Source organism: uncultured Serinicoccus sp., assembly GCF_947487915.1.
Lineage (GTDB): Bacteria > Actinomycetota > Actinomycetes > Actinomycetales > Dermatophilaceae > Ornithinicoccus.
Genome location: NZ_CANKYH010000007.1, coordinates 210530 through 236019, shown reverse-complemented (window position 1 = coordinate 236019; position 25490 = coordinate 210530). Strand labels below are relative to the sequence as shown.

The 25490-nt window shown below is 70.2% G+C and carries 25 protein-coding genes; 22 read left to right on the top strand and 3 right to left on the bottom strand.

The annotated features are described in order from the left end of the window. Nucleotides 1–227 precede the first annotated feature (227 nt). The 15 genes from Q0795_RS11205 (at nt 228) to Q0795_RS11135 (ending at nt 14954) form a co-directional block, all read left to right on the top strand. Complete coding sequence (locus Q0795_RS11205; RefSeq protein WP_298889703.1) at nt 228–692, top strand: hypothetical protein; 465 nt, start codon at nt 228–230, stop codon at nt 690–692. Continuing rightward, entirely contained in the window at nt 689–1591 is a 903-nt protein-coding gene (locus Q0795_RS11200) for a MaoC family dehydratase N-terminal domain-containing protein (protein WP_298889701.1), read from the top strand. The genes Q0795_RS11205 and Q0795_RS11200 overlap by 4 nt, the downstream gene beginning before the upstream one ends. Continuing rightward, a complete protein-coding gene (locus tag Q0795_RS11195) occupies nt 1588–2001 on the top strand; it encodes a MaoC/PaaZ C-terminal domain-containing protein (protein WP_298889700.1) in 414 nt (137 codons plus the stop codon). Before Q0795_RS11200 ends, Q0795_RS11195 begins: the two co-directional genes overlap by 4 nt. Next, on the top strand, nt 1998–3077 hold the full coding sequence (locus Q0795_RS11190) for a tartrate dehydrogenase (RefSeq protein WP_298889698.1): 1080 nt from the start codon (nt 1998–2000) through the stop codon (nt 3075–3077). Before Q0795_RS11195 ends, Q0795_RS11190 begins: the two co-directional genes overlap by 4 nt. After that, nucleotides 3074–3856, top strand: a complete 783-nt coding sequence (locus tag Q0795_RS11185) for an SDR family NAD(P)-dependent oxidoreductase (RefSeq protein ID WP_298889696.1) — start codon at nt 3074–3076, stop codon at nt 3854–3856. The genes Q0795_RS11190 and Q0795_RS11185 overlap by 4 nt, the downstream gene beginning before the upstream one ends. A gap of 4 nt (nt 3857–3860) precedes the next feature. Then, nucleotides 3861–4766 (top strand): ABC transporter permease, encoded by a 906-nt coding sequence (locus Q0795_RS11180; protein WP_298889694.1) that lies wholly within the window; start codon nt 3861–3863, stop codon nt 4764–4766. 1 nt (nt 4767) lies between these two features. Beyond that, nucleotides 4768–6273, top strand: a complete 1506-nt coding sequence (locus Q0795_RS11175; protein ID WP_298889692.1) for an aldehyde dehydrogenase family protein — start codon at nt 4768–4770, stop codon at nt 6271–6273. Further along, nucleotides 6270–7466, top strand: a complete 1197-nt coding sequence (locus Q0795_RS11170) for a CaiB/BaiF CoA-transferase family protein (RefSeq protein WP_298889690.1) — start codon at nt 6270–6272, stop codon at nt 7464–7466. The genes Q0795_RS11175 and Q0795_RS11170 overlap by 4 nt, the downstream gene beginning before the upstream one ends. Then, nucleotides 7463–8497: an ABC transporter ATP-binding protein gene (locus tag Q0795_RS11165; RefSeq protein ID WP_298889688.1), complete on the top strand. Its 1035-nt coding sequence runs from the start codon at nt 7463–7465 to the stop codon at nt 8495–8497. The genes Q0795_RS11170 and Q0795_RS11165 overlap by 4 nt, the downstream gene beginning before the upstream one ends. Further along, complete coding sequence (locus Q0795_RS11160) at nt 8494–9333, top strand: ATP-binding cassette domain-containing protein (RefSeq protein WP_298889686.1); 840 nt, start codon at nt 8494–8496, stop codon at nt 9331–9333. The genes Q0795_RS11165 and Q0795_RS11160 overlap by 4 nt, the downstream gene beginning before the upstream one ends. Further along, on the top strand, nt 9330–10151 hold the full coding sequence (locus Q0795_RS11155) for an enoyl-CoA hydratase/isomerase family protein (protein WP_298889684.1): 822 nt from the start codon (nt 9330–9332) through the stop codon (nt 10149–10151). Before Q0795_RS11160 ends, Q0795_RS11155 begins: the two co-directional genes overlap by 4 nt. A 92-nt stretch (nt 10152–10243) precedes the next feature. Next, the gene (locus Q0795_RS11150) at nt 10244–11767 is read left to right on the top strand and encodes an ABC transporter substrate-binding protein (protein ID WP_298889682.1); all 1524 of its coding nucleotides are present in this window, start codon (nt 10244–10246) and stop codon (nt 11765–11767) included. 73 nt (nt 11768–11840) lie between these two features. Next, a complete protein-coding gene (locus Q0795_RS11145) occupies nt 11841–12638 on the top strand; it encodes an aldolase/citrate lyase family protein (RefSeq protein ID WP_298889680.1) in 798 nt (265 codons plus the stop codon). Nucleotides 12639–12666: 28 nt separating this feature from the next. Next, complete coding sequence (locus tag Q0795_RS11140) at nt 12667–13731, top strand: ABC transporter permease (protein ID WP_298889678.1); 1065 nt, start codon at nt 12667–12669, stop codon at nt 13729–13731. After that, nucleotides 13728–14954 carry a CaiB/BaiF CoA-transferase family protein gene (locus Q0795_RS11135; protein ID WP_298889676.1) on the top strand — a complete coding sequence of 409 codons (1227 nt, stop codon included), beginning with the start codon at nt 13728–13730 and terminating at the stop codon, nt 14952–14954. Before Q0795_RS11140 ends, Q0795_RS11135 begins: the two co-directional genes overlap by 4 nt. A gap of 40 nt (nt 14955–14994) precedes the next feature. Here Q0795_RS11135 and Q0795_RS11130 read toward each other — a convergent pair whose 3' ends face one another. From Q0795_RS11130 to Q0795_RS11120, 3 genes are all read right to left on the bottom strand, one after another. Further along, nucleotides 14995–15849, bottom strand: a complete 855-nt coding sequence (locus tag Q0795_RS11130) for a carbohydrate ABC transporter permease (RefSeq protein WP_298889674.1) — start codon at nt 15847–15849, stop codon at nt 14995–14997. Further along, complete coding sequence (locus Q0795_RS11125; protein ID WP_298889672.1) at nt 15846–16724, bottom strand: carbohydrate ABC transporter permease; 879 nt, start codon at nt 16722–16724, stop codon at nt 15846–15848. Before Q0795_RS11125 ends, Q0795_RS11130 begins: the two co-directional genes overlap by 4 nt. Nucleotides 16725–16893: 169 nt before the next feature. Further along, nucleotides 16894–18222 carry a sugar ABC transporter substrate-binding protein gene (locus Q0795_RS11120; RefSeq protein WP_298889670.1) on the bottom strand — a complete coding sequence of 443 codons (1329 nt, stop codon included), beginning with the start codon at nt 18220–18222 and terminating at the stop codon, nt 16894–16896. Between the two features lie 167 nt (nt 18223–18389). Here Q0795_RS11120 and Q0795_RS11115 point away from each other — a divergent pair, with 167 nt between their 5' ends. The 7 genes from Q0795_RS11115 (at nt 18390) to Q0795_RS11085 (ending at nt 25442) form a co-directional block, all read left to right on the top strand. Continuing rightward, a complete protein-coding gene (locus Q0795_RS11115) occupies nt 18390–19274 on the top strand; it encodes a carbohydrate kinase family protein (protein ID WP_298889668.1) in 885 nt (294 codons plus the stop codon). 9 nt (nt 19275–19283) lie between these two features. After that, entirely contained in the window at nt 19284–20177 is an 894-nt protein-coding gene (locus tag Q0795_RS11110) for an aldolase (protein WP_298889666.1), read from the top strand. Nucleotides 20178–20181: 4 nt separating this feature from the next. After that, complete coding sequence (locus Q0795_RS11105; RefSeq protein ID WP_298889664.1) at nt 20182–21015, top strand: DeoR/GlpR family DNA-binding transcription regulator; 834 nt, start codon at nt 20182–20184, stop codon at nt 21013–21015. After that, nucleotides 21012–22037 (top strand): zinc-dependent alcohol dehydrogenase family protein, encoded by a 1026-nt coding sequence (locus Q0795_RS11100; RefSeq protein WP_298889662.1) that lies wholly within the window; start codon nt 21012–21014, stop codon nt 22035–22037. Before Q0795_RS11105 ends, Q0795_RS11100 begins: the two co-directional genes overlap by 4 nt. After that, the gene (locus Q0795_RS11095; protein ID WP_298889660.1) at nt 22034–23095 is read left to right on the top strand and encodes a tartrate dehydrogenase; all 1062 of its coding nucleotides are present in this window, start codon (nt 22034–22036) and stop codon (nt 23093–23095) included. The genes Q0795_RS11100 and Q0795_RS11095 overlap by 4 nt, the downstream gene beginning before the upstream one ends. After that, nucleotides 23092–24510 carry an aldehyde dehydrogenase family protein gene (locus Q0795_RS11090; protein ID WP_298889658.1) on the top strand — a complete coding sequence of 473 codons (1419 nt, stop codon included), beginning with the start codon at nt 23092–23094 and terminating at the stop codon, nt 24508–24510. The genes Q0795_RS11095 and Q0795_RS11090 overlap by 4 nt, the downstream gene beginning before the upstream one ends. 140 nt (nt 24511–24650) lie before the next feature. Beyond that, nucleotides 24651–25442, top strand: coding sequence for a hypothetical protein (locus Q0795_RS11085; RefSeq protein WP_298889656.1), 792 nt, complete (start codon nt 24651–24653; stop codon nt 25440–25442). Nucleotides 25443–25490 lie beyond the last annotated feature (48 nt).

Sequence of the window (25490 nt, the reverse complement as noted above, 5' to 3'; positions counted from 1 at the left end):
GCCCGAACCCTTGTGCGCACGTCCGATGATCACCTACAGTTGCGTCACTTCCTGAAAACGGTTCCGAAAGAAGCAACGATGCTGAAGGTCTCTCATCCGGCTGTGACCCGGGTGTCCTCTGAGCCCGTGCGGACGCCATGGCAGGGGCAGTACTCCCCGTCTCCGCGGCGTCTTTCGTGGGTCGGCGCTGAAATCGTTTCCGCCGACCGAGGAGCCGGTGGTCACCCGTGAGCCTCGTCGAGGATGCGGAGACCTGGCAGGCTCTGGACGAGCACGACGGCGTTCGGGCCGGCGAGCTGACCCGCCCGCGACGGCTGCCGGTGGATGTCCGGCGGGCCGAGCTGCTGCAGGCCGCCGTCGACCTGGTACTCGGGCCCGCGCAGGGGCGCAGTGTGACCCTCCAGGACGTCTGCCCCGACCCCCTGGTGCACGCGCTGCAGGCGGGGCTTCCCCGCCCCAAGGCCCTCGACCGACAGATCGACGGCGGGAGCAGCTGGACGCAGCTGCTCGGTGTCGAGGACGGCGAGCAGCTCGTGTCCGTGAGCTCGGTCGCGAGCATCGAAGAACGCCGGACCAGCCGTGGGTCGCGGCTCGTCCGGACCACTTTCCTGACCGAGCTGATGCGTCCCGGTACGGGAGAGCGGGTCGGCTGGTGCACCGGCATCAGCCTTGACCTGGAGGTGGCCCGGTGACGGCGCCGCGGGTGGCAGGAGACCGCGTACCGCCGGTCGGACCCGTCGTCCTGCCGCCGTCGTCCCTGCTGCGCTGGGGGGCAGGGGCCGAGGACTTCTCCGAGATCCACCACGACGACGACGCAGCGCGGGAGCGAGGGCTCGAGGGAGCGGTCGTGCACGGTCCGTTGCAGGTGGCGGTGCTGCTCGAGCAGCTTCGACGCTGGCTGGGTGCGGACGCGCGGGTCACCCACGTGGACGCCATCTACCTCGCACCCGCGCCGGTCGGTGATGCGCTGGTCTTCGAGGGAGAGGTGACCGAGGTCAGTCGTGGCGAGGCCGGCGACGAGGTGCTGGGATGTGAGCTCCGGTCCCGGCGCTCCGACGGCCGGACCACGGTGCGGGTCCTGGCTCGCGTCCGGACGGGTGGCGCGGATCCGGCGTCCGCCCTGCCGCTGGAGCAGCTGCGGCGGGCGCTGCGCGTCGGTGAGGTCGCCGGTACCTTCGAGTACCAGGTGCAGTCGAACGACCTGGACCACTTCGCCCGGGCGCTCGAGGGCGAGGCGGACCCGTCGGGGCGGGTCCCGGCCACCTACTTCGGCGCCCTCGACCCCGTGGAGCGGCGCGACCTCCAGCTGGACGGGTTCCTGCTCGAGCTGCCGTTCCCGCGTACGGGTGGGGGTAACGCGTTCAACGAGGTGGAGTACGTGCGGCCCCTCCAGGTCGGCGACGAGATCACGGTGACGACGCGCTACACGGAGGTCTACGAGAAGGAAGGCTCCCGGGGGACCCTGCTCTTCCGGGTCCGCGAGAACGAGATGAGGGACGCCTCGGGAACCCTCGTGGCCACCTCCAGGTGCGGGCACGTCCTCGGCTTCGCGCTCCCGGCCTCCACCGCACCGGGGGTGACTCGCCGATGAGCGCGGACACCCACCCCGCACCCGGTAGCCCACTGCCCTCCCGCGTCCGGTTCACCAGCCGCACGCAGCTGGTGCGGTATGCCGGAGCCGCCCAGGACCCGTCCCCCATCCACTTCGACGACTCCTACGCGCGGGACCGCGGCTTCCCCTCCGTGATCGTGCACGGCTTCCTCAAGGCAGGGCTCCTGGAAGAGCTCGCCCTGGGCTGGGCGCCGCCGGGCAGCTGGATCCAGCAGTTCGCCGTCCGGTACCGCGGCATCGACCTGGTCGGCTCGCCCCTGCTCTGCCAAGGCGTCGTGACCGACGTGACGGCGGACGGGGTCGTCGGCCTGGAGCTGTGGATCGAGGACGAAGCAGGCCATCGGACGACCGACGTGCGGGCGCGCCTGCACTGGGAAGGCAGATCGTGACGAACCAGGACACCACCCGGACCTACCGGATCGCCGCTCTTCCCGGCGACGGCATCGGCCACGAGGTACTCCCCGCCGCCACCCGGGTGCTGGACGCGCTCGGCACCAAGCACGGCCTCGACTTCCGGTGGGAGCACCAGGAGTGGGGCTGCGAGTACTACAGACGCACCGGCTCGATGATGCCGGAGGACGCCCTGAGCATCCTCGCGCCGACCGACGCCATCCTGCTGGGAGCGGTCGGAGCCCCCGGGGTCCCGGACCACGTGTCCCTGTGGGGGATGCTCATCCCCATCCGCAGGGAGTTCGACCAGTACGTCAACCTCCGACCCGCCCGGCTGCTGCCCCGGGTCCCCAGCCCCCTGGTACCTGAACGGGTGGCCGGCCTCGACCTCGTCGTGGTCCGGGAGAACGTGGAGGGCGAGTACTCACGGATCGGGGGGCGGCTGTACGGCGGGACCGAGCACGAGATCGCGGTGCAGGAGTCCGTGTTCACCCGGAGGGGGGTCAGCCGGGTCATGGACTACGCCTTCGACCTGGCAGCCCGGCGGCGGGGGTCGCTGGCCTCGGCAACCAAGTCGAACGGGATCGTCTACACGATGCCCTTCTGGGACGAGGTCTTCGCGGATCGCGCTGCCGCCCACCCCGACGTCACCACCTCGCAATACCACATCGACGCTCTCGCAGCGCTCTTCGCGCTCGATCCGACCCGCTTCGACGTGGTGGTCGCCTCCAACCTGTTCGGCGACATCCTCACCGACCTCGCCGCCGCCGTCGCCGGATCGATCGGCGTCGCGCCGTCGGCGAACATCAACCCCGAACGCCGGTTCCCCTCGATGTTCGAGCCGGTGCACGGCTCCGCCCCCGACATCGCGGGTGAGGGGATCGCCAACCCGGTCGGACAGCTCTGGTCCTCGGTGCTCATGCTCACGCACCTCGAGGAGACGGAGGCGTCCGAGGACCTCATGTCGGCGATCGAGCAGGTACTGGACGACGGCGTCATGACACCCGACATCGGTGGGACGGCCTCCACGGAGGACGTCACCACCGCAGTGATCGAAAGGCTGGGAGCACGATGACGTTTTCCTCCGAACCCGTCCTCATCACCGGTGGCAGCGGCGGTATGGGCGCGGCGATGGCGCGGCGTCTCGCGTCCTCCGGCGCCCGCGTGGTGGTCTGCGACCTCGACCAGGATGCGGTGCAGCGAGTCGCTCGAGAGCTCACCGACGCCGGTCATGAGGCGATCGGGGTCAGCGCCGACACCTGCGACGAGGAGCAGATGCGGGCCGCCGTCGACCAGGCGGAGGAGGCGTTCGGCCCCCTCTACGGCCTGGTGACGGCCGCAGGGATCAGGCAGCCCGCGGCCCCCTTCCACGAGCTCGGCCTGGACACGTGGGACCGGGTGCACCGGGTCAACGTGATGGGCACCTTGATCGCCATCCGGGCCTGCCGCCCCCAGCTGCTCCGCACGCGTGGGGCGATCGTCACCGTGGCCTCGGTCACCGCCAACGCCGCTCGGATGAACCAGTCCGCCTACTGCGTCAGCAAGGCCGCGGTACTGCACCTGACCAGGCAGGTCGCCCTGGAGCTCGCGGCGCACGGCGTACGGGCGAACGCCTTGTGCCCCGGCGTGACGAAGACGCCCATGATCGAGGAGGCGGTCCGCACCGATGGTCCCCAGGTGCTGGAGGCCAAGCTGCGGGGGTCGCTCGAGGCGTTCCGACCCGGTATCCCGCTCGGCAGGCTGTCGGAACCGGAGGAGCAGGCGGCCACGGCCGAGTTCCTCCTGTCCCAGGATGCGTCCTTCATCACCGGTGCCGCGATCTACGTCGACGGCGGCGTCTCGATGCTCGGGTGACGTCATGACCACATCACACTCCTCCGGACGAGCCCCCGGGCGGCGCCTGGCGCGCTTCGTGTGGCATCACAAGCTGGTGTCGCTCAGCGCGCTGGTCCTGGTCGTGGCGGTGGGCAGTGCCCTGCTGGTCACGTGGATCGCACCCTTCGACCCGTATGCCCAGGACGTCGCGATGCGCAACCGGCCGCCCTTGACGCCCAACCCGGACGGAGGGATCCACCTGCTGGGCACGGACCCCTTGGGCCGTGACGAGCTGTCCCGGGTCATGCTCGGGGGGCAGATCTCGCTCACCGTGGCCGCGGCCAGCGTGGTGGTGTCCGGGCTGTTCGGGACCACCGTGGGCATGATCGCCGGGTACTACCGCAACTGGTTCGACGACGTCGTGGGGCGCCTGGTCGACCTCCAGATGAGTGTGCCCTCGCTGCTCATCGCCCTGCTCGTGCTGTACGTCCTCGGGCCCAGCTTCGTCAATGTCGTGCTGGTCCTGGCGGTGACCCGCTGGATGGTCTACGCCAGGGTCAGTCGGGGGCTGGTGCTCGCCCTGCGGGAGGAGCTCTTCGTCGAGGCCGCACGTTCCCTCGGTGCGCCCGGCCGACGCATCATCGTGCGCCACCTGCTGCCCAACATCCTCGGGCCCATCCTCGTGCTCGCCACCCTCGAGCTGGCGGTGATGATGCTCACCGAGGCCAGCCTGAGCTTCCTCGGCCTGGGGATCCAGCCCCCGGAGTCGTCCTGGGGACTGATGCTGGCGGAGGGGCGGGAGTACCTCACCAGCGCGTGGTGGCTCGTCGCCGTCCCCGGCCTCGCCATCCTGCTCACCACCCTCAGCGTCAACATCATCGCCACCTGGCTCCGCTCCCGGTCGAGCCAGGCCCAGTTCAGCAAGGTCACCATCGGTGAAGGGATCTGACATGTCGACCCAGACCACATCTTTCGAGACGGCGTTCGGCGAGGCCAGCTCGGCCCAGGACCGCCGTGCCGCCACCCGGGCCGGACTTCCCGGCAACCTGCAGCAGTTCCCCGACGCCGACCAGGTGGACGTGGTGGACCCCTACACCCAGGAGGTCGTCGCGTCGGTCGCCCGGTGCGGACCGGCAGAGGTGGATGCCGCGTGCCGTAGGGCGCACGGCGCCCAGGAGCGGGGGATGCCGCAGTGGGAGAGGGCGCTGGTGCTCGACCGACTGGCGCTCCTCCTGGCCGACCACACCGAGCGGCTGGCCGCCATCATCACGCTGGAGAACGGCAAGGCGATCCGAGACGCGCGCACGGAGGTGTCTCGGGCCACCGAGACGGTGCGCTTCGCGGCCGCCCAGGCGCGCACCCTGACCGGAGACCTCGTGGCCGCGGAGGCGACGCCGACCGGCGAGGGGAAGATGGCGATGGCGCTGCGTCTGCCGATCGGTGTGGTGGCCGCCATCACCCCGTTCAACTTCCCGCTGAACACGGTCCTGCACAAGGTGGCGCCGGCGATCGCCGCCGGCTGCGCCGTCGTGCTCAAGCCGGCGCACCAGACCCCGTTGACCGCGTTGGCTCTGCACGAGCTCCTGCTCGAGGCGGGGTTGCCCGAGGACTGGGTCACCGTGGTCACCGACGACGGGGTCTCCGCCGGCCCCGCGCTCGTGGAGCACCCCATCCCGCGGCTGGTCACCTTCACCGGGAGCACCACGGTGGGCTGGGGCATCGCGCAGACCGCCCATCGCAAGCGCGTCGCTCTCGAGCTCGGGTCGAACGCGCCGGTCATCGTGGCTGCGGACGCCGACGTCGCCGAGGCGGCCATCCGGATCGTGCGTGCCGCCTACGGCACGAGCGGGCAGAGCTGCATCTCGGTGCAGCGGGTCCTGGTCCACCGCAGCAGGCACCAGGACCTGGTCGACGAGCTCGGGCGCCGGGCCGATGCGCTGGTGGTCGGGGACCCGTTCGACGACGGCACCGACATCGGTCCGCTGATCCTCCCGGCCGCCACCCAGCGGGTGCAGGAGTGGATCGACGAGGCAGCCGGGATGGGTGCTTCTCTCGTCGCGGGCGGTGTCCGTGACGGCGCCTGCCTCCGGCCGACGGTGGTCGACCAGGCACCGACAGGGTCCCAGCTGCGGGACGCCGAGGCGTTCGGGCCGGTGCTGACCGTGGTGCCGTTCGACGAGCCGGAGGAGGCCTTCGCGATCGCCAACGAGACGCCGTACGGGCTCCAGGCCGGGATCTTCACCAGCGACCTCGGCCTGGCCCTGCGGGCGGTACGCGAGCTGGACTTCGGCGGCGTGCTCGTCAACGACATCCCCACGACCCGGCTGGACCAACAGCCCTACGGCGGCGTCGGGGACTCGGGCAACACGCGCGAGGGGCCGGCCAGCGCCGTCGTCGAGATGACCGAGGTCCGCTTCGTGTCGTTCCAGGCACCTCCCACGGCGGTGGTCCCGTGACCGGCCCGCTGGACGGGGTGACCGTGCTGGACTTCACCGAGCGCGTGCAAGGGCCGTACGCGACCCAGATGCTCGGTGACTTCGGGGCGGAGGTGATCAAGGTCGAGCGGCCGAGCGCGCTCACGCCGGACGGCCGCGCTGACGAGCGCTACCAGGCGCCCGGCGAGCCGGCCCCCACCTCGCTCTACCGCGCGACCTTCCTGGCCAACAACCGGAACAAGCGCTCCGTGGTGCTGGACCTCAAGTCGGCCGAGGGGGTGCGGGCCGCCCGACAGCTGGCCAGGTCAGCAGACGTGCTCTACGAGAACTTCCGTCCCGGTGTGCTGGACCGGCTGGGGCTGGGGTACGACGAACTGGCGGCCGACAACCCCGGGCTCGTCTACGTGTCCGCCTCGGGCTACGGACCCGACGGTCCCTACAGCAGCCGTCCTGGGCAGGACGTCCTGGCCCAGGCCCTCAGTGGTCTTGGCCAGGCCAACAGCGCGCCGGACGGGCGACCTCTGCCGGTCGGACTCTCGATCACGGACGTGCTCGGAGGGCTCAACGGGGCTGCGGCCGCGCTCGCCGCCCTGGTGCACCGGCAACGGACCGGTGAGGGGCAGCGGGTGCACGTCGACCTTTTGGGCAGCGCGCTGGCCGCGCTGTCCGAGCACGTCGTCCACCTGCTCAACAGCGACGCTCCCGAGCCGGAGCGGCGCACCGCCATGCACGGGCACGGCTACATCCCCCCTCCCTACGGCTTCTACGCGACGGCCGACGGCTACATCGCTCTGTCCAGCGGGCGGCAGATCCCGCAGATCTGCGAGATCCTCGGCCTGCCGGACCTCACCCAGGACGCACGCTTCGCCGACTTCGCCGTGCGGGACCAGCACAGGGAGGAGATGGAGCACCTGCTGGAGAGCCGCCTGCGGACCCGGTGCACCGCGGACTGGATGCAGCTGATGGTCGCCCGGGACATCTACGCGGCGCCCGTGCTGACCCTCGAGCAGGCGGCGAGGGACCCCCAGGTGACGGCCACCGGTCGCATCGTCACGGTCGAGGGCCGGCACGGCCCCGTGCACCTGGTGGCACCGCCGGCGCGGTTCTCCCGCACCCCGCTGCCACCCCCCACCAGCCCGCCGGCGCACGGGGAGCACACGCAGGAGGTGCTGTCCGGGCTGGCGGTCCGCAGCACGGAGGGGAGCACTCGATGAGCACGCAGGCCAGATCAGACACCAGCGCGCCGGTCGAGGTGGGCCAGGCCATGCTGTCGGTGCGTGACCTCACCGTCACCTTTCCCTCGGCGGACGGGCCCATCCGCGCCGTGAACGGCATGTCCTTCGACGTCCGGCCGCGGGAGCGGCTGGGCATCGTCGGCGAATCGGGCTCGGGGAAGTCGGTCACCGCGCAGGCGCTCCTCGGGCTGACGCCCCGCGACCACACCACCGGCAGCATCGTCTTCGAGGGTGAGGACCTGCTCACGGCGCCTCAGGACCGGCTGCGCGCACTGCGTGGATGGGACATCAGCTACGTCTTCCAGGATCCGCTCTCCGCCCTGGACCCCACGCGGACCGTCGGTCACCAGGTGGCCCAGCCGCTGCTGCTGCGACGGGTCCCGAAGAAGGAGGCTCATCGCCGCGCGGTCGAGATGCTGGGCGAGGTGGGCATACCTGATCCGGCCAGACGTGCCCGGAACTATCCCCACCAGTTCTCCGGAGGGATGCGGCAACGGGTGATGATCGCGATGGCGCTCATCGGCCAGCCCCGACTGGTGATCGCGGACGAGCCCACGACGGCCCTGGACGTCCGTGTCCAGGCCAAGATCATCGACCTGCTCTACCGACTCACCGACGAGCAGGGCGTCGCCGTGGTCTTCATCACCCACGACCTGGGCATCCTCGCGGGTCTCGCCGAACGGGTCATCGTCATGTACGCGGGCCGGGTCATGGAGGAGTGCAGCACCGACGAGCTCTACTACCGCTCGATCCACCCCTACACCCTGGGACTGCTCGAGTCCCTGCCCCGGATCAGCGGCCCCGTCCCCGAACGTCTCCTCACCATCGGCGGGGGCCCGCCGGCCCCCTCCCGGCTCCCTACCGGGTGCCCGTTCCACCCTCGGTGCCAGTACGTGCAACCGGAGTGCCGCACCACACCGCCTCCCCTCGAGAGGCCTCCCGGCGGAGAGCACGCGAGCGCCTGCCTGCGGGCGGCCTGGTTGGCCGAGCGACCCGGAGAGCTGCGATGACGACTCCGCTGCTACAGGTGCGAGGTCTGGTCCGGGAGTTCGGCCACGGCCCGGGACTCGTCCGCGCCGTGGACGACGTGTCCTTCGACGTCATGCAGGGTGAGGCCCTCGGGCTGGTGGGGGAGTCCGGGTCCGGGAAGTCGACGACGGCCCGCTGCGTGCTGCGGCTGATCGAGCCGACCGCCGGGGAGGTGCGCCTGGACGGCGAGGACATGCTCGCCCTGGGCGGACCCGCACTCCGGCGCCTCCGCTCCACAGCGCAGCTCGTCTTCCAGGATCCGTACTCCTCGCTCAACCCGCGGATGACCGTGGCCGACATCATCGCCGAGGGGATCCGTATCCACCGGCCACGCGAGTCGTCCACCACCGTGAAGGACGAGGTGGTCGATCTGCTCGAGCTGGTGGGGCTGCGCCCGGACCACCTGACCCGCAAGCCTGCGGCCTTCTCGGGCGGGGAGCGGCAGCGGATCGGCATCGCCCGGGCGCTGGCCCTCAAGCCCAAGCTGCTGGTCTGCGACGAACCCGTCGCCTCGCTCGACGTCTCCATCCAGGCCCAGATCCTCAACCTGTTCGCCGACCTCAGGGAACGGCTCGACCTGACCCTCGTCTACATCGCGCACGACCTCTCCACGGTGCGCCATCTCTGCGGTCGGATCGCCGTCATGCAGGACGGCAAGATCCGTGAGATCGGCACGCGAGAACAGATCTACGAGGACCCGCAGCACGAGTACACCCGAGCACTGATGGCCGCCGTTCCCGAGCCGGACCCGCGCTCGGAGCGGGCCAAGCTGGCCGCCCGCCGCTCCGCGCAGACGACGGAGGCAGGACGACCATGACGACCGGACAGACCCGGGAGAGCGTGGTGGTCAGCAGGGACGAGGACCGCGTCGGCACCATCACGCTCAACAGGCCGGAGGTGCTGAACGCGCTCGACTCGGCCGCGCACCGTGTCTTCGCGGCCGCTGTGCGAGAGCTGGAGGCGGACGAGGACATCGGGGCGATCGTCGTGCGCGGCGCTGGGCGGGCGTTCTGCTCCGGCTCCGACCTGCGAGAGATCGGGGAGCTCAGCGGACGGGCCGAGCAGGAGTACGTGGCACTGGACTTCGCGACCAAGAACCTGGTGGCGGGGTGTGCGGTCCCCGTGGTCGCGGCGCTGCACGGCTGGTGCGTCGGTGGGGGGCTGGAGCTGGCCCTGGCGTGCACGATCCGGATCGCTGCGCAGGACGCGACCTTCGCCCTCCCGGAGGTGAGCCTGGGCAGCCTGCCCGGATCCGGGGGGCTGCAGCGACTCGCCCCGGTGGTGGGGCTGGGGGTGGCGACGGACTGGATCCTCACCGGTCGCACCGTGGACGCATCAGAAGCACTCGCCCGCGGCCTCGTCACCCGGGTCGTGGCGGACGAGGAGCTGGACCGCGCCGCACATTCGCTCGCCGCCGAGCTGGCCACGCGGAACTCGTTGGCCCTCCGCCTCGCCATGGTCGCCCTCCGGCCTGAGCCGCTTTCGGAGCGCGGACTGGTCGCCGCATTCCAGGCGCTGGCCGGCGACGCCACACACCGAGATCCTCGCTACGCCGCTGCGACGCGACCGTTCCGAGGGGACCAAGAACCCGTGGACGGCAGCAGAGCCGCACCACCGGACGGACGTCAACGATGACGCCCGCGACCGAGAGGAGAAGCACAGTGACACCACTGACGACGAGGCGGCGGGCGCACCGGCCGTCCGGACGATCCGCCGTGGTGGCGGGCGTGGCCGCATCTGCCCTGGTGCTCGGCGCCTGCAGCGGAGGCGAGACCGAGGAGACGGCGGACGACACGGGTGGCGCCGAGGTGACCATCGCACTGCCGGAGGAGCCACGCACGCTGGCCAGCTGGAACGCCTACTCCAACGACGGGCACCCGGTGCTCCGCAACGTGACCGAGGCGCTCCTGAACCGCGACCCGGACTCCAACGAGCTCGTCCCCGAGCTGGCGACGAGCTGGGAGCAGATCGACGACACCAACTGGCAGTTCACGCTCCGTGAAGGGGTGACCTTCCACGACGGGACGCCTTTCGACGCCGAGGCCGCCGCCACCTCGCTGAACTTCGTCCTGGACCCGGAGAACGCCTTCCCCATGAGGACGTTCCTGGGGCCTGACGTCACGGCGAGCGCCGTGGACGAGTTCACCCTGAACGTGGAGACCGAGAGCCCGGACCCGATCCTGCCCACCCGGCTCTACTTCGTGACCATCCCCTCGCCCGAGCAGGTGGACGATCCGGACGGCTACGAGACCAACCCGATCGGCACGGGTCCCTACGCCTTCGAGTCCTGGAACCGCGGCCAGAACATCGTGCTGACCGCCAACGAGGACTGGTGGGGCGCGGAGTCCGACGAGGCGATGGGTGAGCAGGACATCGCCCAGGCCACCTACGTCTTCCGTCCGGAGACCGAGGTGCGGGCGGGGATGCTGTCCAGCAACGAGGCAGACCTCGCGCCACGGATCACGTCGGAGCAGTGCGAGGCCGCGCCGGTCTGCGAGTCCACACCGACCGTGGAGACGGTGGTCCTGCGGCTGGACACGCCCAACCCGCTGCTCGCGGACCAGCGGGTGCGTGAGGCGATCGCCCTGGCGATCGACAAGGACCAGATCATGAACGACATCCTCGGTGGGGGAGAGACGGTCGGACAGATCGTCGGCCCCGGTGCCGTCGGGTACGCCGATCTCGAGCCCTACCCCTACGACCCCGACCGGGCGGCCGAGCTCGTCGCGGAGGCGCAGGCCGACGGCGTGGACGTGACCGCGCCGATCACGGTCATCGCCCGAGAGGGCTTCATCCTCCGGGCGAGCGAGGCCGTCCAGGTCATCGCCGCCGAGCTGCAGGAGATCGGCCTGACCGGAGCCACCAGCGAGACGCAGGAGACCGCAGCCTTCGAGGAGCAGTGGACGATCGGCTACGACAACATCCCGGAGGACCGGGCCTGGGCCGGGCTGCAGCAGCACGGCCAGGAGCTCATGGACTACGCCGGCTCCATCGGTGGCTACTACAGCTGCGACGGGCAGACCTCGGCCTACTGCGCCCCCACGCTCGAGGACATGTACGCCGAGGCGGTCACGACCAGCGACGACGAGCGTCAGGAGGCGCTCGCCGCCATCGCCGAGTACGTCTATGAAGAGGTCCCCGTGGTGCCGATCGGTCAGCCGAACTTCAACTTCGGCATGACCGAGCGACTGGAGTGGACCCCGAGGATGGACGGCTTCATCTTGCTCAAGGAGATGACCGTCAGCGAGTGAGACCCGCGGCCGGGCCGCCCTCGACGGCGGCCCGGCCGTGCCACCCCTTCCACCATCAGCCAGGAGGCACGACGTGTACAGCAACCCTTTCTTCGCCCAGTGGGCCCAGGACTCGCAGATGACCGGTGCGTGGTGCACCCTTCCCGACACCGTGGCGGCGGAGGTGCTGGGCCGGCAGGGATTCGACTACGTCTGCGTCGACCAGCAGCACGGGCTGATCGACGACTCCACGATGGTGCCCATGCTGCAGGCGATCGACGCCTCCGGCTCCGCACCGCTCGTCCGGGTCCGGTGGAACGAGCCTCCCGCCATCATGTCGGCGCTCGACGCCGGGGCGGCGGGCGTGGTCGTGCCCATGATCGAGACCGCCGAGGACGCCGCTCGGGCCGTGTCGGCGTGCCGCTTCCCTCCCCAGGGGCAGCGCTCCTACGGTCCCATCCGGGCCCGGGAGGTGATGGGGAGCGGGGAGACCGAGGTGGTCCAGCAGGTGGCCTGCATCGTCATGATCGAGACGGCGGCAGCGATGGAGAACCTCGACGACATCCTGGACACCCCCGGCCTGGACGGCGTGTACATCGGTCCCAACGACCTCACCCTGGCGCTGGGGGGTCGGCCGAACACCACGACCCCCGAGTTCGTCGCGGCGGTCGACACGATCCAGCAGGCCTGCCGCAGCCGCGGCCTGGCGATCGGGATGCATACCGGGTCGGGCGGGGCCGCCCAGCACTACCTCTCGCTCGGCTTCGACTTCGTCACCGTCGTCTCGGACGCCGGGCTGCTGGCCCGCGCCGCCGCGGCTGAGCTGAAGCTGGCGGTGCGGCCTGCCACGGATGCGCCCAGCTCCGCAGCGGCGCCCAGCCAGACCTACTGAACACCCGCCCCCTGCTCAGGAGAACGACGTGGTTCTGCGATATCTCGGCAAGCGACTGCTCCATGCGGTGCTGGTCCTCGCCTCGGTCCTGGTGGCGGTCTGGTTCGTGGTCAACGCGATCGGCGACCCGGCGCGCCTCATCCTGCCCCCGTCGGCCTCGGAGCAGCTGTACCTGGACACCCGGGAGAGCATGGGGCTGAACGACCCGATCCTGGTGCAGTTCTGGCGCTCGGTCTCCGGCTGGCTGACCGGCGACTTCGGGATCTCGGTCTGGCAGAACGTCCCGGCCCTCCCGCTCGTGCTCGAGCGGCTGCCGGCCACCCTGCTCCTGACCACGGTGACCCTGGGTGTCGCCGTGCCGTTGGCCCTGGCCCTGGGCATCATCTCCGCGCTCCGTCCCGAGGGTCCCCTGGACCGGACGCTGACCACGATCTCGCTGGCCGGGGTGTCGATCGCCGACTTCTGGCTCGGGCTGATGCTCATCCTGGTGGTGGGCGTGCACCTCCAGCTCCTGCCCACCTCCGGCTACGGCGGGCTGGAGTATGCGGTGCTCCCCGCCACGGCGCTGGCGCTGCGACCCCTGGGCAGACTGGCGCAGGTGAGCCGCTCGGCGATGGTCGAGGAGATGCAGAAGCCCTACATCACCACCCTGCGTGCCCAGGGGATGCCGGAGCACACCATCGTCCGCAAGCACGCGCTGAAGAACAGCCTCATCCCGATCATCACGGTCGGAGGCGACGAGATCGCCACCTTCCTCAACGGAGCCGTGGTGATCGAGACCATCTTCGCCTGGCCTGGGGTAGGCGGGCTGTTCATCCAGGCGATCGAGCGTCGGGACCTCCCGCTGGTCACCGCCTGCGTCTTCGTCATCGCCTCGATGATCATCGTCGTCAACCTGCTCATCGACCTGGCCTACCTCTGGATCGACCCGCGCACCGCACTGACGGAGACACGACGCCGACGGGCGCCCTGGTCTCGGGCGGCAGGCAAGAACCGGTCGACCTCGAAGAGCAGCCAGTCGCCCTCGACCTCACCCACGACGAGCCCGTTGGCCGCAGCCGGCGGCGCCGACACAGGAGGAAGTACCCGATGACCGGACCGCTGCACGGAACCACGATCCTCGACTTCACCGAACGCATGCAGGGCCCCTACGCCACCCAGATGCTGGCCGACATGGGCGCCGACGTCATCAAGGTGGAGCGCCGCACGTCGCTGACGCCGGACGGTCGTCCGGACGACCGCTACGGCGAGAGGTCCAGCTACGGCTCGGACCCGGAGGACTCGAAGATCTACTCCTCCGGGTTCTTGGCGAACAACCGCAACAAGCGCAGCATCACGGTCGACCTGAAGAACCCGGCCGGCGTACGGATGATCGAGCGCATGCTGCCCTCGGTCGACGTCGTCTACGAGAACTTCCGGCCCGGCGTCATGGACCGGCTCGGTCTCGGCTACGAGCGGTGTGCCGAACTGCGCCCCGGTCTGGTCTACGCCTCGGCCACCGGGTACGGCGACGACGGTCCTTACGCTCGTAAGCCTGGCCAGGACGTCCTGGTGGAGGGACTCACGGGGTGGGGTCGGGTCAACGGTGACGCCGACGGGAGACCAGTACCTGTCGGCACCGCCATCGCCGACACCCTCGGCGCGATGAACGGGGCGTATGCCGTCGCCTGCGCCCTGGTGCATCGTGCCGCGACCGGAGAGGGCCAGAAGGTCAGTGTCAACCTCTTCGACAGCGCTCTCGCGGGGTTGGCCGAGTGGGGGTTCCACGCGCTCAACACCCCGCACGGGGAGCCTCTGCGGCGGCCGGCGAGCCACGCCAGTCCCTGGACCCCGCCCCCCTACGGCTTCTACCGCACGGCCGACGGGCACATCGCCCTGTCCAGCGGGCGACAGATCGGCACCTTGTGCAGGATCATCGGGATCGAGGACCTGTCCCAGGACGAACGCTTCAGCGCCTACTGGTCCCGGTTCGAGAACCGGGAGGACTTCACGCGGCGCATCGAGGAGGCGTTGACGAGGCGGAGCACCGCCGAGTGGGTGGAGCTGATGGAGGCCGAGGACATGTTCGTGGCTCCGGTGAACACCATGGCACAGGCCTTCACCGACCCGCAGACCCAGCACAACGACATGGTCGTCCAGCTGGAGACCCCTGTCGGGGAGCTCGGCTTCCTGGGGGTCCCCTACCACCTGTCCCGGACCCCGGCCTCGGTGCGGACGCCTCCGCCGCTGCACGGGCAGCATACCGATGAGGTGCTCAGCGAGTTCGCGTTCACGGCGGAGGAGATCGCGGCACTGCGCGCGGACCAGGCCATCTAGCCGTGGGAGTGCAGGCCACGGCCCCCTTCGTCGCGGGCGCTCAGCCCTTGAGCGAGCCCCCGGCCAGGCCCTCGACGATGTGCCGCTGGACGAGGAGGGCCAGCACGATGACGGGCAGCGTCATCACGGTCGCCGCCGCACAGATGGCACCCCAGTTGATGCTGCCGTAGGACATGAACTCGAAGACCGCGACCGGGAGGGTCCGCGTGTCCCGGCCGGCGATGACGACCGAGAAGAGGAAGTTGTTCCAGCTGAAGACGAAGCCGAGGATGGCTGCTGAGGCGATGCCGCCCCTGGTGACCGGGAGGACGACCTTCACGAAGGTACCGACCGCCGAGGCGCCGTCGACCGCGGCCGAGTCCAGGAGCTCCTCCGGGAAGTCCTCGAAGAAGCTGACCATGAGATAGGTGACCAACGGCAGGTTGACCAGCAGGTGGCTGAGGATGAGCGCCTGGTAGGTGTCGATCCAACCGACCTGGCTGAAGATGATGAACCAGGGGATGAGGAAGGCGATCCCCGGGGTGATGCGGGAGGACAGGATCACGGCACCCAGCCGGGGCATCTTGTAGCGAGCGATGGCGAACGCCGCGGGCAGGCCGATGACCAACGCGATGAGCGTCGAGCACCCGGCGACCACCAAGGAGTTGACCGTGAAGGCGAGGAAGTCCGTCCCGAGCAGCACGTCTCGGTAGTTGTCCAGGGTGGGGGTGAACCACAGGGTGAACGACCCCGAGTTGATGTCGAGCGGGCTCTTGAACGACGTCGCGACCATGTAGAGGAAGACGAACATGAACGGGGCGAGGACGAACGCCAGGAGGAGGTAGAACCCCGCCGTGCGTACCAGGGCCCGGCGCCGGTATGCCCGGCGTGCCTGCTGCTGTGTTTCCGTCATCATGAGGAGGCCTTTCCGCGGCGGAAGCTGAGGGTGACGGCCGCGAGGGTGAAGACGATGGCGAAGAAGACCAGGAGCAGCGCTGAGGCGTATCCGAGCTGCTGGTACTGGAACGCCGTGTTGTAGATGTAGATGTTGAGGGTCTCCGTGGCGAACCCCGGGCCGCCCTGGGTGATGACGATGATGGGGTCGAACGTCTTCAGCGCCTCGATCAGCCGGAAGACCACCGCGATGACGATCACCGGCCGCACCATGGGAAGCGTGATCAGCCAGAACCGCTGCCAGGCGCTGGCGCCGTCGACCACGGCAGCCTCCATCGGCTCGGTCGGCAGGGCCACCAGCCCGGACAACGTCACGAGGGTGATGAGCGAGGTCCACTCCCAGACGTCCACCAGCACCAGGCAGAAGAGTGCGATGGAGGAGTCGGCCACCCAGGCGGAGGGCGACAGCCCGACCGCCATCAGCATGTCGTTCAGCAGCCCGAGCTCGGGCTGGAACAGCAGCCGCCAGACCAGTGCCACCGCGACGGGGGTGGCGATCATCGGGAGGAGCATGAGGCTGCGGACGAGTCCTCGGCCGGCGAACTGCCGGTGCAGCAGCACCGCGATGGCCACTCCCAGGACCGTCTGGATCGACACGGCGAGCCCGGTGAACAGCAGAGTCCTGCCGAGGGCGTCCCAGAAGCGCGGGTCGTTGGAGAAGATGCGCACGTAGTTGTCGACCCCGACGAACGTGGGCGGGCTGGTGGTGCTGCCGTACCAGTCGTGCAGCGACAGGTAGAGCGTGTAGGCGATCGGGAAGATCATCATGAGCACGACGAAGGCCACGGCCGGGGTCGCGAAGACCGACTTGACATGTCGGTCGATGACGTCGTTCACCCGCGACAGCCAGCCTCGTCGCCGCTCTTCTGCTCCCTGGCCCGGGTCCTGACGAGGCTCGTCCTGGACACGGCGCTCACGTGCTCTCGTCGACGGAGGGGTCACGTGCGTCCACCTCCTCGTCCCGCCCGGGTGGTGCCGCCTCTGCCGGGCCGCGCGTGGGCGGAGGTCACTGCTGCGCCTGCACGATGCGGTTGAACTCCTCGGCGGCCGTCGAGACCGCGGCCTCGACATCGCCACCCTCGATGGAGACGACGATGGCCTGACCGATGGCATCGCGCACCTCCGGCACCGGGATGACGGCGGGCAGCTGGGAGCGGCTGCGCGCGAGCGACGACTGGAACGCGTCGATGAAGCTCTCGGGGGTGTCGTCGGCGAACTCGGCCGACTCACGCCCACCGACGACGTCCGCCTCCACCTGGAGCTCCTCCACCATCTCCGGCGAGGTGGCCCACTGGAGGAAGAGCCAGGACGCGCCCTTCTCCTGGGACTCCGGGGAGATGGCTGCCGACCAGCCGAAGAAGGTCTGGGCGTCGCCCGCGGGCCCGGCGGGCATCGGGGCGAACTCCACGTCGTCGGCAACCGAGGACACCTCCGGGTCGAGGACCGAGGCCACCTGGCCGCTGTTGTCCGCCCACATGGCGATCTGGCCCTGCTGGAAGAGGGCCAGCAGCTCCTCCCACGAGTTGTTCGCCGACCCGGCGGGGCCGTACTCGCGCAGCAGGTCTCCGTAGGTCTGGAAGGCCTCGACCCCTTCCGGGGTGTCGAAGGCAGCCTGCCCGTCCTCGTCAATGAACTCCGCGCCGTAGTTGTAGAGGAAGGAGGCGATCTGCGTCACCGCCGCCGCACGCTTGCCTCGGGTCGCCCAGCCGATGACCTCACCGTCCTCGGAGATGGTGGCCGCGGCCGACTCCAGCTCGTCGATGGTTCCGGGCACCTCGAGGTCGTACTGCTCCAGGACGGAGGGGCGGTAGAAGAAGATCTGCGTCTCGACGACGGTGGGGAGCGAGACGAGCTGCCCGTCGTAGGTCTGCGACTCGATGAGGCCCTCGCCGAAGTCCGCGAAGTCGTAGTCGGGGCTGGTGAGGCTCTCGTTGGACAGCATCGGGTTGAGGTCCTCGTACCACCCCAGCTGGACGAATCGTGCTGCGTCGTTCTGCGGGGACGTGGCGAAGACGTCGATGTCCTCCGACCCCGAGGTCATCTCGACCTGCAGGCGCTGCCGGAACTGCTCCTCCGGCAACGCGTCGAGGGCGACGGTGATGCCGGTGAGCTCCTCGAACTCCGGCAGTCGCTCCGCGATCGCCTCCTGCCACGGGAACTGGAGCGAGGAGACGCGGATCTCAGTTCCCGAGTACCGCTGCCAGTCGAACTCTCCCGTGGCCTCGGCCGGGTTCTCCTGACCGGCTCCGTCGTTGCTCCCGCACGCTCCGGTGAGCAGGGCGGCAGGAAGCAGGATCGCCAGGATGCGGGTGGTGCGAGTCGTCGTTGACGTCATCGTGTCTCCTCGGTAGGGCCGCTGTGTCGTCGGGCCAGCGGCGGTGACTCGGCTGTGAGTGTTCCAACAGAGTGTGTTGGTATTCTCACACAAGTGTGCGAAGATGCACAAGAGGGATCGGCGAGGTCGGTCATTCTCCGGGCCAGGCGACGTGAAAGGACTTCGAGATGGGGCTTGATCTACTGTGCGTCGGGGCCGCCAACCTGGACGTCGTCGTGTCGGTGGACCGAGCCCCTCGTCCGGACGAGCGGGTCGTCGCACGGGAGATCGTGCACGCCGGCGGCGGGCCGGCAGCCACGGCGGCGGTGGCCGCCGCGAGACTGGGGGTGTCCGTGGGGTTCTGCGGCCGGGTGGGTGCGGACGCGGAGGGGGACCTGATCCTCGACAGCCTCACCAGCGAGGGGGTCGACATCGCCCACGTCACGCGAGACCGCGAGGTGCCCAGCGGTGCGAGCGTGATCATCGTCGACAGGACGGAAGCCGGACGGCAGATCTGCGCCCGGACCGCCCCGCCGCCCGAGCGCATCCCCGATGTCGAGGGCTGGTTGCACGTCGACCAGGTCGGCTACGAGGCCTTGACGAGAGAGCACAGCCGCAACAGCCTCATCAGCTTCGACCACGGCAACCCGGTCCCGAGCCTCGACCTGAACGGGATCGATCTCTATGTCCCGTCCAGGCCGATGGTCAGCACCCTGTGGCCGGGAGACCTCGGCGCCGCCGTCCACCACATGCGCAGCCAGGGGGCGGACCGGGTGGTGGTGACGGACGGGGCGGCTGGCGCCTGGCACTCCGTCGACGGACGGCTGCACCAGACCCCGGGGCACCGGGTGCCTGGCCCGCTCAGCACGCTGGGGGCGGGAGACGTCTTCCATGGCGCCCTCGTGGCCGGAGTCATCCAGGGCCGGCCCCTCGCGGAGGCGGTGGAGCGTGCCAACGCGTGCGCAGCGCTGGCCTGTCAGGGGCTCGACGGCAGGTCTGCCATCCCCACCGGTCCCCAGCTCGACGAGTTCCTGGGGCGACTCAGCGACCAGACCCCAACCACCACCACCTGAGAGGTTCACATGAACGCCACCGTGCTTCCCCCCCGGCTCCAACCGCTGGGCGACGAGGAGGGGACCCTCGCCATGCTGGCGCTGGACCAGCGTGAGTCACTGCGAGCCATGCTCGCGGGCGACGACGAGATCCAGTCGGTGCCCGACGCGTCGCTCGTGGACTTCAAGGCCGAGGCGGGCACCGTCCTGACGCCCCACGCGACGGCTGTGCTGCTCGACCGTCTGTACGCCCTGGACGAGCCTGGTCTGCAGAGGGCGCCGGAGTGTGCCCTCATCCTCGCGGCCGACATCCTGCACCAGCCGGCAGGCGGGCCGGTCGTGCGGACCGAGTTCGACGAGCACGTCACCGTACGCGTGATCGAGGAGTCTGCCGCTGCGGCGCTGAAGCTGCTGGTCATGTGGCGTGCGGACAAGGCCGAGGACGAGCGCCGGGCCATCGTCGACCCGTTCCTCCAGCGGTGTGCGGATGCCGGCGTGGCGGCGGTCGTGGAGGGAATCGTCGTGCCGCCCGAGGGTGGGTTCGCGGCTGGTGAGCGGGACGCGGCCGTCATCGCCGCAGCCGAGGAGCTGTCGGTCGGTGCCGATCTCTACAAGGCCCAGGTCCCCGGCTACGCGCCCGGAGAGACCCAGGGAGTGCGGGCGCAGGCGGAGCTCTTGACCTCGCGGCTGCAGGTCCCGTGGGTCGTGCTGTCCAACGGGGTGCAGGCAGAGGACTTCGCCGAGGCCGTGCGGCAGGCGTGCCTGGGTGGGGCCCATGGATTCCTCGCGGGACGCGCCATCTGGGCCGACACCGTGCTCGACGCGGACCGCTCGGCCAGTCTGCGCCAGCGGTCCGTCGACCGGTTGGACGAGCTCCGAGGCATCGTGAAGGCGGCCCGCGGAGACCAGGGTGCGGCAGGCTAGAGAGATGAGCGACACCGCGGACGCCCTGGACGACGGCCTGAGATACGGCTCGGCACCGCAGCGCAGAGCACGCCTGCAACGCCGGGTCGAGGAGCAGGGGTTCGCTACGACCTCAGAGCTGTCGCACTTCCTCGGCGTCTCCGAAATGACGATCCGCCGGGACGTCCAGCGCCTGGAGAAGGACGGAGCGCTCCGTAGCGTCCACGGGGGCGTCAGCGCCCTGCCGCCCAGCGAGCTGGTCGGCAGCCAGTTCACCTCCCGAGAGCTGCGCCAGGCGGCGGAGAAGCGGTCGATCGCTCTGGTCGCTGCGCAGATGGTGCCCGACCAGGGTGCCGTCGGGCTGGACTCGGGGACGACGGCACTGGAGCTGGCACGGGTATGGCCCACGGAGCGCCGGGCCACGGTCGTCACCAACTCCATCCCCAACGTCCTGGCGCTCCTCGACGACGAGCACACCCGCGTCATCATGCTCGGGGGCGAGCTGCACCAGAACGCCCAGACCCTCTCGGGACCCATGACCATGCGCTGCCTGGAGGACCTGCAGCTGCGGGTCGTGTTCCTCTCTGCCAGCAGTGTCAACGAGCGCGGGGTCTACTGCGGCAACGACTTCGACGCGGTGATCAAGAGACGGCTCATCGAGGTGGCCGACCGGGTGGTGCTGATCTGCGACTCCTCGAAGTTCGAGGGCAGCGCCATGGTCCGAGTCTGCGGACTCGACACCATCGACACCGTCGTCGTGGACTCCGGCATCGCCACCACCACGGAGCAGATGCTCCGCCAGCACGGGCTCACCGTGCATCTGGTGGACCCCAGCACCGAGCGCAAGGAGGATCAGTGAAGGCTGTTCGATACCACGGAGACGGCACCCTGCTGCTGGAGGACATCGCTGACCCCCGGCCAGGACCTGAGGACGTGCTGCTGGCCCCGGAGGCGGTCGGCGTCTGCGGGACGGACACCCACATCGTGTCCGGGCACTTCGTGTCCCGCCCCCCGGTCGTCCTCGGGCACGAGATCGCGGCGCGGGTCCTGGCCGTGGGGGAGCGGGTGGACGGGCTGGACGTCGGCCAGCTCATCACCGTGGAGCCACACCTGTACTGCGGGCGCTGCACCCCGTGCCAGACCGGACGCCAGCACCTGTGCCCGGACCGCCGGGCGCCCGGCGTGCACCTGGACGGAGGTATGGCAGAACGTCTGGTGGTGCCGGCGACCCTCGCCTACCCGGTCCCGGACGGCGTGCCGGCGGAGCACGCGGCGATGACCGAGCCGATCGCCTGCTGCGTCCACGGCATGGACCGCCTCGCCCCCAGCTCGGGACTGCCGCTGGCGGTCTTCGGGGCCGGACCCGCGGGCGCCATCATGATCGCCCTCGCCAAGCTGGCCGGGGCCTACCCCGTCGTGGCGTTCGACCCGCAGGAGACGCGCCGCGACCTGGCACGGAGGATGGGCGCCGACGTGGTCCTGGACCCCCGCCAGGACGTGACCCACGAGGTGGCCTCGGCGACGGGTGGTGACGGCTTCGCCGCGGTGATCGATGCGGTGGGCTCCGCTCGGGTGCTCGAGCAGGCTGTCAGCATGTCGGCCCGCGGCGGACGCATCCTCGTGTTCGGCGTGAGCGACCCCGCCGAGCGGGCCGACCTGTCGCCCAACGACATCTACCAGCGCGAGCTCACCATCCTCGGCACGGCGCTCAACCCCTACACGCACCGGCGCGCGGTGTCGCTGCTGCAGCGGCTGCCCCTCCACGAGCTGAGGACCCGGTCCTTCGGCCTGGACGGGGTGCCTGACGCGCTCGAGGCGCAACGCGGTGGCGTGGCCGACAAGATCTTCATCCGACCGCAACCGACGGAGGCACCGGCATGAACGGGCACTACCGCATCGCCGCGCTTGCGGGCGACGGCATCGGGCAGGAGGTCCTGCCAGCCGCCACGAGGGTGCTGGACACCGTCGCCGACCGCTTCGGGTTCCGACTGTCGTGGACGGACTTCGACTGGGGCTCGGACTTCTTCCGTGCCCACGGCCGCATGATGCCGGAGGACGGGATCGACCAGCTCGCGGAGCACGACGCCATCTTCCTCGGCGCAGTCGGGACCCCCGGCATACCGGACGCCGAGACGTTGTGGGGGCTGCTCATCCCCATCCGACGCTCCTTCCTGCAGTACATCAACCTGCGTCCGGTGCGCAGCCTCCCGCAGGTGCACTCGCCGCTCGAGGACAAGCGACCCCTCGACATCGTCATCGTCCGGGAGAACGTCGAGGGTGAGTACTCCGAGGTCGGCGGCCGGCTCTACCGCGGTCGCCCCGAGGAGGTGGCGATCCAGGAGGCCGTCTTCACCCGGGCAGGAGTCAGCCGAGCGGCCCAGTACGCGTTCCGGCTCGCGACAGAGCGCCAGGGCACCCTCGTGAGCGCCACCAAGTCCAACGGCATCGTCTACTCGATGCCGTTCTGGGACGAGGTAGTCTCCGAGGTCGCCGCGCAGCACCCCGGGGTGGCGTGGCGCTCGGTCCTCATCGACGCCCTCGCCGCCGAGTTCGTGCTGCGGCCCCAGGGGCTCGACGTGGTCGTCGCCTCCAACCTCTTCGGCGACATCCTCTCGGACCTGGCCGGGGCGATCACCGGGTCCATCGGGGTCGCTCCCAGCGCCAACCTCAACCCCGAGGGCGAGTATCCGTCGATGTTCGAGCCGGTCCACGGCTCGGCGCCGGACATCGCGGGGAAGGGCATCGCCAACCCCGTCGGTCAGATCTGGTCGGGCGCCATGATGCTGCGCCACCTCGGGCAGCCCGAGGCGGCGGACGCGGTGGAGGCCGCCTTCGAGGCCGTGCTGTCCGAGGGGGTGGCCACCAAGGACCTCGGTGGCCGGGCCACGACCCAGGAGTTCACCACGGCCGTCATCACCACTCTGGAAGGACAGGCATGATCGAGCAGCAGCTCTACCTCGACGGCGCGTGGCAGGAGGGCGCGGGGACGCCGCGGGAGGTCCACGACACATGGACCGGAGAGGTCGTCGGTCACTATGCCGTCGCCGCGCCCGAGCAGGTCACGGTGTCCATCACAGCCGCCCAGACCGCCATGGACGTACCCTGGCCGGCGCACGAGCGTGCGGCAACCCTGCGCCGGGCCGCCGCGTTGATGGCCGAGCGGTCCGAGGAGCTGGCCGACCTGTTGCGGCGGGAGGCGGGCAAGCCCATCACCGCGGCGCGTGCCGAGGTCGCGCGCTGCGTGCAGACCTTGAGCCTGTCGGCCGCCGAGGCCAGTCGGATCACCGGCGAGTCCCTGGACATGTCGGTGGTACCGGGCGGCGAGGACGTCACCGCCTACACCCTCACCCAGGGCGTCGGCGTGGTCGGTGCCATCACTCCCTTCAACTTCCCGCTGAACCTGGTCGCGCACAAGATCGGCCCCGCGCTCGCAGCCGGGTGCGCGGTCGTGCTGAAGCCGTCCGAACGCACCCCTCTGGCGGCCGGGGCTCTGGTGCGCATCCTCCACGAGGCCGGGCTACCGCCCGGACGGCTCAACATGGTCACCGGGGACCCGGCTGAGGTGGTCGGCCGGCTCATCGAGGACGACAGGGTCGAGGTGCTCACCTTCACCGGGTCCGCCCAGGTGGGGTGGGACCTCAAGGCGAGGTCGCCTCGGAAGCGACACGTCCTCGAGCTGGGGTCCAACACGGCCGCCCTGGTGATGCCCGATGCCGACCTCGACCTCGTGGTGAACAGCGTGATCAGCGCCGCCTTCGCGTTCTCCGGGCAGGCGTGCGTCTCTCTCCAGAGGTTGTACGTCCATGAGGAGCAGGTGGAGGCCCTCGTGGAGCAGCTGCGTGTGGCCACGGAGGCGCTGGGTGTCGGTGACCCGGCACGAGAGGACGTGACGGTCGGTCCGCTGATCAGCTCCGCCGCGCTCGAGAGGGTCGAGCAATGGGTGGACGAGGCCGTGTCCGCGGGTGCACGTCTGGTGACCGGAGGGCGGCGTGAGGGCCGGGCGCTACGACCTACCATCCTGGCCGACGTCCCTGCCTCCGCGCGCGTCGTCTGCGACGAGGTCTTCGGCCCAGTTGTCTCGGTCATCTCCGTGCCAGACGCGGACGCCGGTATCCGGAGCATCAACGAGAGCCGCTTCGGGCTCAACGCCGCGGTCTTCACGAGAGACCTCGGGGTTGCGATGCGGTGCACCCGCGAGATCGAGGCCGGCTCCGTCCTGGTCAACCTGCCACCCGCCTTCCGGACGGACAACATGCCCTACGGAGGGGTGAAGGACAGTGGCCAGGGACGCGAAGGTGTCGCCTACGCGGTCGCGGAGCTTCTGGAGGAGCGTCTGGTCCTCATCGCCGGGTAGCGCGGCCCGACCCACCCGGTGCGGCTGCGTGCGGCAGCTCTGCGCGCACCGCTGACCCAGGGCTACCCTGGATGCGTCGCGACCCCGGCGGGATGTGCCGTGCGGGCTGAAACGTCGACCTTCACCGAAAGGACGACGACATGTCGCGACCCGAGTTCCACTCCCGACCTCTGCACCCGACCCTGCTCCGCCTGGACCGCCTGGCGACGCATCTGGCGACCGACGACGACGTCCTGGCCGTCCTCGGCCTGGGGTCGGCAGGGGAGGAGACCCACCGGTTCGACGAGCACTCCGACATCGACTTCTTCGTCGTCGTCGACACCGCCCGCGCCAAGGAGCGCTACCTCCGGGACCCGGGTTGGCTCGGCGGGTTCGGCGGACACGTCGCCTACAGCTTCGTCAACGACCCCCACGGCCGGAAGGCGCTCTTCGCCGACGGGCTCTTCGTGGAGTACGCGGTCTTCACGCCCGACGAGCTCGCGCCCCTGCCCGTCCTCGGCGCGCGAGTGGTCTGGTCGCGCGACGACTACGACCCGCTGACGAGCTCGCCGACCCCGCCGAGCCCCACCGCCATCGACACCGTCGACTTCCACGTCGACGAGGCCCTGACGAACCTCTACGTCGGGCTCCACCGCGAGCTGCGGGGAGAGCGACTGACCGCGATGCGCTTCATCCAGGTGTATGCCGTGGACCGCGTCCTCGCGCTCGTGCGCCTCGATCCCGCCTCCCGGCTGGACCACCCGGACCACTTCGAGTCGACCCGCCGCATCGAGCAGGCCGACCTGCCCACGGACCTCCCGCTGCACCGCATGGTCCCGGGCTACGAGCACAACGTGGACGCCGCGCGGGCCGTGCTGGGCTGGCTGACGACGCACCACGTCACCCATCCGGTCATGACCCGAGCCATCATCCGACTGCTCGACGAGCACTAGCAGACCTGAGCACCTGCTTGTGGCCAGGAGCTCGGCAGGAGGACACTC